The 13,621-nt window shown below is 61.6% G+C and carries 10 protein-coding genes; 7 read left to right on the top strand and 3 right to left on the bottom strand.

Annotated features, from left to right (window positions below; genetic code table 11):
- From fdx to sseB, 4 genes are all read left to right on the top strand, one after another.
- Nucleotides 1-336, top strand: a complete 336-nt coding sequence (fdx, locus tag ABLV64_RS06005; RefSeq protein ID WP_004201872.1) for an ISC system 2Fe-2S type ferredoxin — start codon at nucleotides 1-3, stop codon at nucleotides 334-336.
- Between the two features lies 1 nt (nucleotide 337).
- Nucleotides 338-538 carry a Fe-S cluster assembly protein IscX gene (gene iscX, locus ABLV64_RS06010; RefSeq protein WP_002913954.1) on the top strand — a complete coding sequence of 67 codons (201 nt, stop codon included), beginning with the start codon at nucleotides 338-340 and terminating at the stop codon, nucleotides 536-538.
- A 107-nt stretch (nucleotides 539-645) separates the two neighbouring features.
- On the top strand, nucleotides 646-1,932 hold the full coding sequence (gene pepB, locus ABLV64_RS06015) for an aminopeptidase PepB (protein WP_004201874.1): 1,287 nt from the start codon (nucleotides 646-648) through the stop codon (nucleotides 1,930-1,932).
- Nucleotides 1,933-2,028: 96 nt separating this feature from the next.
- Entirely contained in the window at nucleotides 2,029-2,805 is a 777-nt protein-coding gene (gene sseB, locus ABLV64_RS06020) for an enhanced serine sensitivity protein SseB (RefSeq protein WP_004201877.1), read from the top strand.
- A gap of 66 nt (nucleotides 2,806-2,871) precedes the next feature.
- Here the strand turns inward: sseB and ABLV64_RS06025 are convergent, their stop codons facing one another.
- The 3 genes from ABLV64_RS06025 to sseA form a co-directional block, all read right to left on the bottom strand.
- Nucleotides 2,872-3,714, bottom strand: coding sequence for a hypothetical protein (locus ABLV64_RS06025; protein WP_230127888.1), 843 nt, complete (start codon nucleotides 3,712-3,714; stop codon nucleotides 2,872-2,874).
- A 101-nt stretch (nucleotides 3,715-3,815) separates the two neighbouring features.
- Nucleotides 3,816-4,466 (bottom strand): DUF5066 family protein, encoded by a 651-nt coding sequence (locus tag ABLV64_RS06030; protein ID WP_049116083.1) that lies wholly within the window; start codon nucleotides 4,464-4,466, stop codon nucleotides 3,816-3,818.
- Between the two features lie 164 nt (nucleotides 4,467-4,630).
- Nucleotides 4,631-5,488: a 3-mercaptopyruvate sulfurtransferase gene (sseA, locus tag ABLV64_RS06035; protein WP_017900432.1), complete on the bottom strand. Its 858-nt coding sequence runs from the start codon at nucleotides 5,486-5,488 to the stop codon at nucleotides 4,631-4,633.
- 206 nt (nucleotides 5,489-5,694) lie between these two features.
- On the opposite strand from sseA, the gene ABLV64_RS06040 reads away from it, so the two are divergent.
- The 3 genes from ABLV64_RS06040 to ndk all read left to right on the top strand — a co-directional run bounded on the left by ABLV64_RS06040 (nucleotide 5,695) and on the right by ndk (nucleotide 13,561).
- On the top strand, nucleotides 5,695-10,644 hold the full coding sequence (locus ABLV64_RS06040; RefSeq protein ID WP_348843163.1) for an alpha-2-macroglobulin: 4,950 nt from the start codon (nucleotides 5,695-5,697) through the stop codon (nucleotides 10,642-10,644).
- Nucleotides 10,645-12,969, top strand: coding sequence for a peptidoglycan glycosyltransferase PbpC (pbpC, locus tag ABLV64_RS06045; protein ID WP_217324741.1), 2,325 nt, complete (start codon nucleotides 10,645-10,647; stop codon nucleotides 12,967-12,969).
- Between the two features lie 160 nt (nucleotides 12,970-13,129).
- Nucleotides 13,130-13,561, top strand: a complete 432-nt coding sequence (gene ndk / locus ABLV64_RS06050) for a nucleoside-diphosphate kinase (RefSeq protein ID WP_004144312.1) — start codon at nucleotides 13,130-13,132, stop codon at nucleotides 13,559-13,561.
- The last annotated feature ends 60 nt before the right edge of the window (nucleotides 13,562-13,621 follow it).

Here is a 13,621-nt window from a genome sequence, read left to right on the forward strand (position 1 = left end):
ATGCCAAAAATTGTATTTCTGCCCCACCAGGACCTGTGTCCGGATGGCATCGTTGTGGAAGCTGAGACCGGTGAGACTATTCTGGATGCGGCGCTGCGTAGCGGCATCGAGATTGAACACGCTTGCGAAAAATCCTGTGCCTGCACCACCTGCCACTGCATCGTGCGTGAAGGCTTTGACTCGCTGGCGGAAAGTACCGAAGATGAAGACGATATGCTGGATAAAGCCTGGGGACTGGAGCCTGACAGCCGCCTGAGCTGCCAGGCGCGCGTCACCGACGAAGATCTGGTCGTTGAGATCCCGCGTTACACCATCAACCACGCACGCGAGCACTAATATGGCACTGAAATGGACCGACAGTCGTGAAATCGGCGAAGCGCTGTATGACGCTTACCCTGACCTCGACCCAAAAACCGTTCGCTTTACCGACATGCATCAGTGGATTTGCGATCTGGAAGAGTTTGATGATGATCCGAACGCATCCAATGAAAAAATTCTCGAGGCGATTCTGTTAGTCTGGTTAGACGAAGCCGAATAATTTTCGCGTCATGATTTATGCGGCGGTATAAAGTCGGATGAATCATCGAGCGAGAGAACGTTACGGGCTGCCATACGGTGGCCCGTTTGCTAAGAAGGATAATGATAATGACCGAAGCCATGAAGATTACGCTTTCCACTCAGCCAGCCGATGCGCGCTGGGGAGAGAAGGCGTCTTACAGCATTAATAATGATGGCATTGCCCTGCATCTCAACGGTAAAGACGACCTGGGCTTGATTCAGCGCGCGGCGCGTAAAATTGACGGCATGGGCATCAAGCATGTCGCGTTAAGCGGCGAAGGCTGGAACACCGACCGCGCGTGGGCGTTCTGGGCGGGCTATAAAGGCCCGAAAGGCACCCGAAAAGTTGAATGGCCGACCCTGGACGATGTGCAGAAAAGCGAGCTGGATAACCGTCTGACCATTATTGACTGGGTGCGCGACACCATCAATGCGCCGGCGGAAGAGCTGGGCCCGGAGCAGCTGGCGCAGCGCGCCGTCGACCTGCTGTGCAGCGTGGCGGGCGAAAAGATGAGCTATCGCATCACCAAAGGCGAAGATCTGCGTGAGCAGGGCTATCTCGGCCTGCACACCGTCGGCCGCGGCTCCGAGCGTCCGCCGGTTCTGCTGGCGCTGGACTATAACCCGACCGGCGATAAAGAAGCCCCGGTATACGCCTGTCTGGTAGGTAAAGGCATCACCTTTGATTCCGGCGGCTACAGCATCAAACAGAGCGCCTTTATGGATTCAATGAAGTCTGATATGGGCGGCGCGGCGACTGTCACCGGCGCTCTGGCTTTCGCCATTACCCGCGGGCTGAATAAGCGCGTGAAGCTCTATCTGTGCTGCGCCGACAACCTGATCAGCGGCAACGCTTTCAAACTGGGCGATATTATTCATTATCGCAACGGCAAAACCGTCGAAGTGATGAACACCGACGCCGAAGGTCGTCTGGTGCTGGCGGATGGCCTGATTGACGCTTCGGCGCAGAAGCCTGAGCTGATCGTCGATGCCGCCACCCTGACCGGCGCGGCGAAAACCGCCCTCGGCAACGACTACCACGCGCTGTTCAGCTTTGACGATGCGCTGGCGAATCGCCTGCTGGCGAGCGCCCAGGCGGAAAATGAAGCGTTCTGGCGTCTGCCGCTGGCCGAATTCCACCGTAATCAGCTGCCGTCTAACTTCGCGGAACTGAACAATACCGGCAGCGCCGCCTATCCGGCCGGCGCCAGCACCGCGGCGGGCTTCCTGTCCCACTTCGTGGAAAACTACCACCAGGGCTGGCTGCATATCGACTGTTCGGCAACCTACCGCAAATCGGCCGTTGAGCAGTGGTCGGCGGGCGCGACGGGGCTTGGCGTACGTACTATCGCCAATCTGCTGACGGCTGAGTAATGGCCTTGCCGGGTAGCGCTACGCTTACCCGGCCTGGAAAATCCGCAGGCCCGTGCGGACGTCGCGCCGCCGGGCGATTTTTGAAGTAGCCAAACTATGTCCGAAACCAAAAACGAATTAGAAACCCTGCTGGAAAAAGCGGCTACCGAGCCCGCTCATCGTCCGGCATTTTTCAGCGCGCTGCTTGAGGCCACCGTCTGGGTACCGGGCAGCGCAGCCGATGGCGAGCAGATTGTCGAAGATAGCGCGCTGGATCTGCAGCACTGGGAAAAAGATGACGGCACGTCGGTCATTCCGTTCTTCACTTCGCTGGAGGCTCTGCAGCAGGCGGTGGAAGACGAACAGGCTTTCGTGATGATGCCGGCCCGCACGCTGATGGCGATGACTCTCGGCGAATCGCTGTTCCTCAACCCGAAGCTGCCGAGCGGTAAAGAATTCACCCCGCGGGAAATCAGCCATCTGCTCGGGGAAGAGGGCAGCCCGCTCAGCACCCAGACGGTGCTGGAGGGGGGCGAAGCGCTGCTGCTGTCTGAAGTCGCCGAGCCGCCGGCGCAGATGGTGGATTCGCTGACCACGCTGTTCAAAACGCTGAAAACCGTCAAGCGGGCGTTCCTGTGCTCGATCAAAGAGCACGCCGACGCGCCTGCTAATCTGCTTATCGGCATTGAAGCGGAAGGGGATATCGAGTCCATTATTCAGACCACCGGCAGCGTGGCCACCGATACCCTGCCCGGCGATGAGCCGATCGATATTTGCCAGGTGGTAGACGGCGAGAAGGGCATCAGCCACTTTATGATTGCCCATATCACGCCGTTCTATGAAAAGCGCTGGGGCAGCTTCCTGCGCGATTTCAAACAAAACCGCATTATCTGACAGCGGGGGCGCCAGCCCCCGGTTTCGCTATACTTTCAGCTCGATGCCATAGCGGGTTGGTAAAGATTAATGCAGGGCGGCAACGATTCGCGGATAGGCTGACACCATGTGATAGAGCAGAAATCCCGCCACGCACAGCGTGACGATGCCGTTGAAGAGCGCCATATCCCCGCGCCAGGCCCGGCACCTTTCCTCTCCCAGCAGATAGCGTAGCGCTGCTACCAGCCCGGCGACCAGCATAAACGCCAGTAACACCCCCACCATCTGCGCGCTGACAATATACCAGCCCAGCGGCGTATTCACGCCCCGGGCGCTCATCAGCGTGATCTGCGCCGGCAAAATCGTCTGGAATCCGAGGGTGAGGAGCATCAGAAGGCGCAGATCCGCCAGCTGAGCATCGAATGTGCGGGCCAGACGTCGGGCGTCACGCAGCAGCAGCCCTCCTGACGTCACCGCCGCGGCAACGCTGATGTGCTGGAGAATAAAAATATATAACGCCAGGGTCCCGGATCCGACCCGGGACAAAAAGAACAGATTGCAAAAGACCATGACCAGCAGGCCAAATTTCGTCACCCAGGCACGGAGTACCTCGCCGGGCCAGCGGCGGCTTGACGCCGGGTTGTGCATCATCCATGCGGCAAGCGTCGATTTACCATAACCGGGCGCGAGCAGCACCATCAGAAAACCCAGCAGCGCCTGATGACCATAGGTGATCAGCGGGACGTCTGCCAAAGTGACGCCGAGAAAGCGGGTATAGACGGAAACGGGCGCAGGAACCAGGCTTAACCATGTTCGGTTCCATTGCGGCCAAAAATAGAGGATCGCGCCGCCGACCAGCAGGCCAGCGATGCCTCCCAGCCAGGGAAGGCGCGGGGAATAAGCAGAATGTGGGTTGGAGACTAATGCCATTTTCACTCCTTGTGGTGACATCAGGTTAGGGATTAAGCGCTCCCTCCTGGAGCTGGCCCCGACGGCGCCCGTTAAGCGCGCTTTCGGCGGGAGATGGTGAATTAGTCAGGGCAACCTTCGAGCCTGGCGTAAAGATCCTCATGAAGATATTCCAGCTCCAGCAAGGCGCCATCGCGTGCCTGGTTGAGGGCTTGCTGATGCTGCCATTCGTCGTGGCTCTCATCTCCACCGGCAAAAATCTCCTGCAGATATTCAATCAGTGACGATTCTGCCAGCCAAAGGTCATTCTCTTTACCCTCGAAGCGGACGACAGGATATTCACCCTGTTCATCACGCTCGGTGACATAGATAAATACCTGCTGATCTCCGGGATGGCAGAGGCGAATCAGGGCAGGAAGACGCGGATCGTCGTTCCAGACGGGCATCAGCTCTTCAATATCCAGCCCGATCATATCAAGGCCATTCATATAATAAGCATCTTCATCCAGCGAGTCGGAAAGCAGGACGCCATGTTCATCAATGGCGTCCAGAACCGATTCCAGCACCCGTTGACCGTGGGGGCTTGTCAGCTGGCAATCGTAAGCCAGCAGCGCTTTCAAACTTTCCGGAAGCGCCACGGTTTCGCTATTTTGCGGATCGCGGTATTTCCGTACTCGCAGGCGATCCACTTCCTCTACGGGCATCGGTTTTGGGGTGGGATTGCGGTTGTGCTTGTGTACGACATCCATGAGATCCGGTAATGAAAAAGCCATCATTCAATTTCCTTATATAGTGGGTGGCAGTAAAGCGAACCCGGCAGGCGCAAGCCCTGCGGCAGCACAGAGTAACCGGTTTAGCGGCTGGCAGGAGAAAGAGGCGGGGAAAATCAGAAATTATTTAGTGGCCGCGGAACGGGGCGCCCGCGGCCATACGGCGTTTACTGAGCGGCAGGAGCCGGTTCAATCGGCAGATCGCTGCGCGCCCCCCATTCGCTCCATGAGCCGTCGTACAGGCAGACGCCGTTCACGCCAAGCGTGGTGAGCGCCAGCACCACCACCGCCGCCGTCACGCCGGAGCCGCAGCTGGCGATAATGGGCCGGTCAAAATCGACGCCCTGACGCAAAAAGATGTCGTTCAGCTCGTCGACGGTCTTCAGCTCGCCGTTAATCACCAGATCCGTCCACGGCACGTTAAGCGCGCCGGGGATATGCCCGCGCCGCAGGCCCGGGCGCGGTTCGTCAGCCAGGCCGTTAAACCGGGCCGCCGGACGCGCATCGACAATCTGCGCCGACCCTTCATGGCTGACCAGCAGCACGTCGGTCAGGCGCTTAATTTGCTGAGGATCGAAGCGTACGTCGAATTCCCCTTCGGCCACCTCCGGCACCCCTTGTTCCAGCGGCAGTTCGTCGCGGCGCCAGCCCTCCAGTCCACCGGCCAGAATCGACACCTTCTCCACGCCAAAGGCGCGCAGCATCCACCAGGCGCGAGGCGCGGAAAACAGATTGCCTTCGTCATAAACCACGAGGTGCTTATCGCTGCAGACGCCCAGTTCGCGCATGGCGACGGCAAACGCCTCGGCGCGCGGCATCATATGCGGCAGCGGGCTGGTGTGATCGGACAGCGCCTCGATATCGAAAAACAGCGCGTTCGGCACATGGCCGGCGCGGTACTCCGCGGCCATATCGCGCAGGGCCTCCTGTCCGGCGGGCGCCATGCGGGCGTCGATAATCTGGATCTCCGGGTCATCAATATGTTCCGCCAGCCAGTCGGCGGCGACAAAAAACGAGGTGGACATAGGTGCCTCCGTTTTACTATTCATGACTGAATTGTCGGCGTTTTATCGGGTGCTGACAAGTTAAGGACGCCAGAGTGGGGACGACGTCACGGCACTTTTCTGATTAATCGGCAGAAACCCGCGTCATCACTGTTGAGAAGCGCCGCCTTAACGCATAATAAAAAGTGATAATTTGCATCAGGCCCACCGGCCGAGGGGTTAGAAGGATGAAACCATTTCGTTTAGCGGCGCTGTCACTGGCGCTCCTTACCGCATTTTCATTAACCGGGTGTGATGACAGCGGTGCACCGCAGGCTACGGCCCCGACGCCGGCCGCCGATAGCGGCCCTGGCGCGGCGGCAAAACCGGACAGCGCCCAGCTGGCGGCGCTGGCGGAAAAAAGTCAGGGCAAAGCGCTGACGCTGCTCGACGCCTCGGAGGTGCAGCTGGATGGCGCCGCGACCCTGGTGCTAACCTTTTCCGTGCCGCTGCAGCCGGACCAGGATTTCTCCCGCAGCGTACACCTGGTGGATAAGAAGAGCGGTAAGGTAGATGGCGCCTGGGAGCTGGCGCCGAACCTCAAAGAGCTGCGTCTGCGTCACCTGGAGCCAAAGCGCGAGCTGATTGTCTCGGTCGACCCGACGCTGGTCGCCCTGAACAAGGCGACGCTCGATAAACCATTCGAGAAGACTCTGACCACCCGTGATATCGCGCCAAGCGTTGGGTTTGCCAGCCGCGGCTCGCTGCTGCCGGGCAACGTGATCGCCGGGCTGCCGGTGATGGCGCTGAACGTCGATAACGTCGACGTGAACTTCTTCCGCATTAAGCCGGAATCGCTCTCGGCCTTCGTCAGTCAGTGGGAATACCGCAATTCATTAAGCAACTGGGAATCCGACGAGCTGCTGAAGATGGCCGATCTGGTATACAGCGGCCGCTTTGACCTCAATCCGGCGCGCAATACCCGCGAAAAGCTGCTGCTGCCGCTGAGCGACATCAAGCCGCTCCAGCAGCCTGGCGTCTACGTGGCGGTCATGAACCCGGCGGGTCATTATAGCTACAGCAACGCGGCGACGCTGTTTACCCTTAGCGACATCGGCGTGTCGGCGCATCGTTACCATAACCGGCTGGACGTCTTTACCCAGAGCCTGGAAAACGGCGCCGCCCAGTCTGGTATCGACGTCCAGCTGCTCAACGCCAAAGGGCAGACCCTGGCGCAGGCGAAAAGCGATAGCCAGGGCCACGTCACCCTGCAAACCGATAAAGAAGCCGCGCTGCTGCTGGCGCGCAAAGAGGGGCAGACCACGCTCCTTGACCTCAAACTGCCGGCGTTGGATCTGGCGGAGTTCTCCATTGCCGGCGCGCCTGGCTTCAGTAAACAGTTCTTTATGTTTGGCCCACGGGATCTCTATCGTCCGGGCGAAACGGTGATCCTCAATGCGCTGTTGCGCGATAGCGACGGCAAGCCGCTGGCGGAACAGCCGGTGAAGCTGGAGGTGGTCCAGCCGGATGGCCAGGTGATCCGCTCGGTGATGAGCAAGCCGGTTAACGGCCTGTACCAGTTTACTTATCCGCTCGACAGCGGCGCGGCCACCGGCATGTGGCACATTCGCGCCAGCACCGGCGACAATCAGCCCCGCGAATGGGATTTCCACGTCGAAGACTTCATGCCGGAACGCATGGCGCTGAAGCTGACGCCGCAGGCGGCGCCTGTCGCGCCGAATGCCGATGTCGCCTTTGGCGTCAGCGGCGCTTATCTCTACGGCGCGCCGGCCAGCGGCAACCAGCTGCAGGGCAAACTGTTCCTGCGCCCGCTGCGCGACGCCGTCGCCGCTCTGCCGGGCTTCCAGTTCGGCGATATCGCGGAAGAAAATCTCTCCCGCAGCCTTGATGAAGTCCAGCTGACGCTGGATGAAAACGGCCATGGTGAAGTGACGACCTCAAGCCAGTGGCAGGATAGCCATTCGCCGCTGCAGGTGGTGTTGCAGGCGAGCCTGCTGGAGTCCGGCGGGCGTCCGGTCACCCGTACGGTTATGCAGCCGATCTGGCCTGCCGAGGCGCTGCCGGGGATCCGCCCGCAATTTACCCTGAAGGACGTTTACGACTACCGCACTGACACTACGGTGAAGCAGCCGGTGGTGGATGAAAACAGCAACGCCGCGTTTGATATCGTCTATGCCGACGCCAAAGGCGAGAAAAAAGCCGTTTCCGGCCTGCAGGTACGGCTGATCCGCGAGCGCCGCGATTATTACTGGAACTGGTCCGACAGCGAAGGCTGGCAGTCGCAGTTCGATCAAAAAGATCTGCAGGAGGGCGAGGAGTCGCTGGATTTGCAGGCCGGCCAGATCGGTAAAGTGAGCTTTCCGGTAGAGTGGGGCTCCTATCGCCTGGAGGTGAAAGGACCGGACGATGTCGTCAGCAGCGTGCGCTTCTGGGCGGGCTACAGCTGGCAGGATAACAGCGAAGGCACCGGCGCAGCGCGTCCGGACCGGGTCACCATGAAGCTGGATAAACCGAGCTATAAGCCGGGTGACACCATCAGGCTGCACATTGCTGCCCCGGCGGCGGGTAAAGGCTACGCGATGGTGGAATCCAGCGAAGGGCCGCTGTGGTGGCAGGAGGTTGACGTACCTGCCGAGGGGATGGACCTGTCGATCCCGGTGGATAAAGCCTGGAATCGTCACGACCTCTACCTCAGCACGCTGGTGGTTCGTCCTGGCGATAAATCCCGCTCGGCGACGCCGAAACGCGCGGTGGGCCTGCTGCATCTGCCGCTGGGCGATGAAAACCGTCGCCTGACGCTGGCGCTGGAGGCCCCGGATAAAATGCGCCCCAACCAGCCGCTGACGGTGAAAGTGAAAGCCAGCGTCAAAGAGGGCGAGGCGCCGAAACAGGTGAACGTTCTGCTCTCGGCGGTCGATAGCGGGGTGCTGAATATTACCGATTACGCCACCCCGGATCCGTGGAACGCCTTCTTTGGCCAGAAACGTTATGGGGCGGATATCTATGATATTTACGGCCAGGTCATTGAAGGACAGGGACGTGTGGCCAGCCTGCGCTTCGGCGGCGATGGCGACGAGTTAAAACGTGGCGGTAAACCGCCGGTTAATCATGTGACCATCATCGCCCAACAAGCGCAGCCGGTGGTGCTGAACGATCAGGGCGAAGGGACGGTGACGCTGCCGATCGGTGATTTTAACGGCGAACTGCGGGTGATGGCTCAGGCCTGGACGGCGAATGACTTTGGCAGCAGCGAAGATAAAGTGGTGGTGGCCGCCCCGGTCATCGCCGAGCTGAACACTCCGCGCTTCCTCGCCAGCGGCGACACTACGCGTCTGGCGCTGGATCTCAGCAACCTGACCGATAAACCGCAAACCCTGCAGGTGCATCTTGCCGCCAGCGGGCTGGTGTCCTTGACCGAGGGTCAACTGCCGCCGGTGCAGCTGGCGCCGGGGGCACGCAGCACGCTTTTTGTGCCGGTGAGCGCGCTGGCGGGCTTCGGCGATGGCCAGGTGAACGCCACGATCAGCGGCCTGAGCCTGCCGGGGGAAACCTTCGCCCCGCTGCAGAAACAGTGGAAAATCGGCGTTCGTCCGGCGTTCCCGGCGCAGACCGTCAACAGCGGCGCCGTGCTGCAGCCCGGCGAAAGCTGGCAGGCGCCAGCGGCACAATCGGCAGGTTTCGCCCCGCAGACGCTGCAGGGTCAGCTGCTGCTCAGCGGCAAGCCGCCGCTGAATCTCGCGCGCTATATCCGCGATCTGAAAGCCTATCCTTACGGCTGCCTTGAGCAGACCGCCAGCGGCCTGTTCCCGTCCCTGTATACCAGCGCGGCGCAGCTAAAGGCGCTGGGCATCAGCGGCGATAGCGACGAAAAACGCCGCGCGGCAATCGATGTCGGTATTTCGCGCCTGCTGCAGATGCAGCTGGAAAACGGCGGCTTTGCGCTATGGGATAAAGAGGGGCCGGAAGAGTACTGGCTGACCGCTTACGCCATGGATTTCCTCGTTCGCGCCGGCGAGCAGGGTTACAGCGTGCCGGTCAACGCTATCAATAAAGGCAATGAACGCCTGCTGCGCTACCTGCAGGAGCCGGGGCTGATGACCGTACGCTACAGCGACGACGCCCAGGCCAGCCGCTTTGCCGCTCAGGCCTATGCCGCGCTGGTGCTGGCGCGTCAGCAAAAAGCCCCCCTCGGCGCCTTGCGTGAAATCTGGAGCCGTCACGACCAGGCGCGTTCCGGCTTGCCGCTGTTGCAGCTCGGCATCGCGCTGAAAACCATGGGCGATGCGTCGCGCGGCGACGCCGCGCTGAAGCTGGCGGTTGCCACCCCGCGTCAGGATGAGAATCGCTGGCTGGGCGATTACGGTAGCCCGCTTCGCGATGACGCCCTGAAGCTGGCGCTGCTGGAAGAGAATAAGCTGCTGCCGGAGGTGCAAAATCAGCTTTTGAGCACGCTGTCGGAAGAGGCCTATGGCCAGCGCTGGCTGTCGACCCAGGAAACCAACGCCCTGTTCCTTGCCGGACGGACGCTGGCCGACCTGCCGGGCAGCTGGCAGGCGCAAACCTCGCTGCAGGCGGAGCCGCTGACCGGCGACAAAGCGCAAACCCGCAACCTCGACGGCGATCGGCTGGCGGCACTGCAGGTGAGCAACACCGGCAGTCAACCGCTGTGGCTGCGCCTTGACAGCAGCGGCTATCCGCAAAGCGCGCCGCAGCCGGGCGGTAACGTCCTGGGGATTGAACGAACTATTCTCGATACCCAGGGGCGGCAGAAATCGCTGTCATCACTGCGCAGCGGCGAACTGGTACTCGTCAAGCTGGAGGTGACCGCCAGACGCAACGTGCCTGACGCGCTGGTGGTTGATCTGTTGCCAGCCGGTCTGGAGCTGGAAAACCAGAATTTGGCCAACAGCAGCGCCAGCCTGCAGGAGAATGGCGAAGCGGTGCAAAACCTGCTTAACCAGATGCAGCAGGCGGATATTCAGCATATCGAGTTCCGCGATGACCGCTTCGTCGCCGCAGTCGCGGTCAATGAAGGTCAGCCGGTGACGCTGGTTTATCTGGCGCGAGCGGTGACGCCGGGCACTTATCAGGTCCCGCAGCCGCAGGTGGAATCGATGTATGTGCCGCAGTGGCGGGCGACCGGAGCGGCCAGCGGCCCGCTCACCGTGACGCCGTAAATGCGCGTATTGCCTCGGGTAAAACGCTGCTGGCGCGGGCTGGCGGCGTTTATTTTTCTGCTCTGGCTGGCGGTGCTGGCGGCCGATCGCCTGTGGCCGCTGCCGCTGCGGGACGTTACGCCCGCCCGCGTGGTGGTGGCGGAGGACGGGACGCCGCTGTGGCGGTTTGCCGACGCGCAGGGCGTCTGGCGTTATCCGGTCACTCTCGCCGACGTGTCGCCGCGTTATCTTCAGGCGCTCATCCAGTATGAAGACCGCTGGTTCTGGCGCCATCCGGGGGTCAATCCCTTCGCTGTAGTGCGCGCCGCCTGGCAGGATCTCACCTCCGGGCGGGTCATTTCCGGCGGCAGCACGCTTACCATGCAGGTGGCGCGCCTGCTCGATCCCCACCCCCGCACTTTCGGCGGCAAGCTGCGCCAGCTGTGGCGTGCGCTGCAGCTGGAGTGGCATCTGTCAAAAAGCGACATTCTGACCCTCTATTTGAACCGCGCGCCGTTTGGCGGCACCCTGCAGGGTATCGGCGCGGCCAGCTGGGCCTATCTCGGGAAGCCGCCTGCCAGGCTTAGCTACGGCGAGGCGGCGCTGCTGGCGGTGCTGCCCCAGGCGCCCAGCCGTTTACGTCCGGACCGCTGGCCGCAGCGGGCCCAGGCGGCGCGCGATAAAGTGCTTGCGCGTATGGTCAGTCAGGGCGTCTGGCCGGAGCAGGCGGTAAAGGAGGCGATGGAGGAGCCGGTGTGGCTGTTTCCGCGCCAGATGCCGCAGCTGGCGCCGCTCTTCGCCCGTCGGGCGCTGGCGAGCAGTGGTGATGAAAAGGTGGTGACGACCCTCGATGCCGGACTCCAGCGGCAGCTTGAGGATCTGGCGCTGAACTGGAAATCGCGCCTGCCGCCGCGCAGTTCGCTGGCGATGGTCGTGGTCGATCACACGGATATGAAAGTCCGCGGCTGGGTGGGTTCGGCGGATATTACGGACGACAGCCGCTTTGGCCACATTGATATGGCGTCGGCGGTCCGTTCGCCGGGGTCGGTGTTGAAACCCTTCATTTATGCGCTGGCGATGGATGAGGGGCTGATTCATCCGTCGTCGTTATTGCAGGATGTGCCGCGGCGCTTTAGCGATTATCGCCCCGGTAACTTTGACAGCGGCTTTCACGGCCCGGTGAGCGCCAGCGAGGCGCTGGTGCGCTCCCTGAATCTGCCGGCGGTCCAGGTGCTTGAAGCCTACGGGCCCAAACGTTTCGCGGCGAATTTGCGCAATGCCGGGTTGCCCCTGATGCTGCCCGCCGGCGCCGAGCCAAATCTGTCGTTGATCCTCGGCGGCGCCGGGGCGAGGCTGGAAGATATCGTCGCGGCATACAGCGCCTTTGCCCGCCACGGGAAGGCGGCGCGGCTGCGCATGAAGCCCGGAGACCCGCTGGTGGAAAGGGCGCTGCTATCCCCGGGGGCGGCGTGGATCGTCCGGCGCATCCTGGCCGGCGAAGCGCAACCGGTTCCCGATGCCTCACTCCCGCAAGTGGTGCCGCTGGCCTGGAAGACCGGCACCAGCTACGGGTATCGCGATGCATGGGCGGTGGGTCTCAATGCGCGTTATCTGATAGGTATCTGGACCGGTCGTCCGGACGGTACGCCGGTGGTGGGGCAGTTTGGTTTCGCCAGCGCGGTGCCGTTGCTCAATCAGGTCAATAATCTGCTGCTCGCCCGCCCGGCGATGAGCCGCGGCGGCCTGCCGGTCGATCCGCGCCCGGCAACGGTCAGCCGCGGGACGCTCTGCTGGCCCGGCGGCCAGGTGCTGCCGGCGGGCGACAGCAACTGCCGTCGTCGCCTGGCCAGCTGGCTGCTGGAAGACAGCCAGCCGCCGACCCTGCTGCTGCCGGGGCAGGAGGGCGCGCGCGGGATCCGCTTCCCGGTGTGGCGTAATGAACACGGCGAACGGGTGGCGGCGGATTGTCCCGGGGCGCGCGAAACGGTGGTTGAGGTTTGGCCGCTGCCGCTGGAACCCTGGCTACCGCCGGGTGAGCGTCGCGCCACGCGTCTGGGGCCGGCATCAAGGGCATGTCCGCCGCTGCAAACTCAGGATGTCGCACCGCTGGTGCTCTCCGGGGTCCGCGAGGGGGCGGTGATTAAACGTCTGCCGGGCGAGGCGCGGGTGATGTTGCCCCTGCAAACCAGCGGCGGGGAAGGGCGGCGCTGGTGGTTTATCAACGGCCAGCCGATAGATGCCGCCGGCGCGAGAACCACGCTAACCCTGGATAAGCCCGGCGAGTGGCAGCTGGTGGTGATGGATGAGGCAGGGCAAACGGCGGCCGCGCGTTTCACCCTGCAATAACCAGGGTAAATTTGTTGTTGGCGGTTTGTGTTTTCAATACTCATCTTATTTTAACAAAATGTTACCTTCATCCGTAGGCAGGGGCGGGGATGCTCATTATAATGCGCGCCAGGCCATACGATCGTATGTGCAACAACAGAACATTTAATTAGAGGTAATCATGGCTATTGAACGTACTTTTTCCATCATCAAACCAAACGCGGTGGCAAAAAACGTTATTGGCAGCATCTTTTCCCGCTTTGAAGCTGCAGGGTTCAAAATCGTCGGCACCAAAATGCTGCACCTGACCGTTGAGCAGGCTCGTGGTTTCTATGCTGAGCACGAAGGTCGCCCGTTCTTCGACGGTCTGGTTGAGTTCATGACCTCCGGCCCGATCGTGGTTTCCGTCCTGGAAGGCGAAAACGCGGTTCAGCGTCACCGTGATCTGCTGGGCGCGACCAACCCGGCAAACGCGCTGGCGGGTACCCTGCGCGCTGACTACGCTGACAGCTTCACCGAGAACGGCACCCACGGTTCCGACTCTGTAGAATCCGCTGCTCGCGAAATCGCGTTCTTCTTTGCTGAAGGCGAGGTTTGCCCGCGCACTCGCTAATCCTCGTCGTCTTTTCGACCGTCGCGGCGTTGGCTGCGCGCGTTCACCCCGGTCACATAG

It is taken from the genome of Klebsiella sp. JB_Kp031, from assembly GCF_040064295.1.
Classification (GTDB): Bacteria; Pseudomonadota; Gammaproteobacteria; order Enterobacterales; family Enterobacteriaceae; genus Klebsiella; species Klebsiella quasipneumoniae.

What these genes read in the sequence shown, in the direction of transcription:
- pbpC (WP_217324741.1), top strand. Translation starts at nt 10,645, where the DNA reads ATGCGCGTATTGCCTCGGGTAAAACGCTGCTGGCGCGGGCTGGCGGCG.
- ABLV64_RS06040 (WP_348843163.1), top strand. Translation starts at nt 5,695, where the DNA reads ATGAAACCATTTCGTTTAGCGGCGCTGTCACTGGCGCTCCTTACCGCA.
- ABLV64_RS06025 (WP_230127888.1), bottom strand. Translation starts at nt 3,714, where the DNA reads ATGGCATTAGTCTCCAACCCACATTCTGCTTATTCCCCGCGCCTTCCC.
- pepB (WP_004201874.1), top strand. Translation starts at nt 646, where the DNA reads ATGACCGAAGCCATGAAGATTACGCTTTCCACTCAGCCAGCCGATGCG.
- sseA (WP_017900432.1), bottom strand. Translation starts at nt 5,488, where the DNA reads ATGTCCACCTCGTTTTTTGTCGCCGCCGACTGGCTGGCGGAACATATT.
- sseB (WP_004201877.1), top strand. Translation starts at nt 2,029, where the DNA reads ATGTCCGAAACCAAAAACGAATTAGAAACCCTGCTGGAAAAAGCGGCT.
- ABLV64_RS06030 (WP_049116083.1), bottom strand. Translation starts at nt 4,466, where the DNA reads ATGGCTTTTTCATTACCGGATCTCATGGATGTCGTACACAAGCACAAC.
- ndk (WP_004144312.1), top strand. Translation starts at nt 13,130, where the DNA reads ATGGCTATTGAACGTACTTTTTCCATCATCAAACCAAACGCGGTGGCA.
- iscX (WP_002913954.1), top strand. Translation starts at nt 338, where the DNA reads ATGGCACTGAAATGGACCGACAGTCGTGAAATCGGCGAAGCGCTGTAT.
- fdx (WP_004201872.1), top strand. Translation starts at nt 1, where the DNA reads ATGCCAAAAATTGTATTTCTGCCCCACCAGGACCTGTGTCCGGATGGC.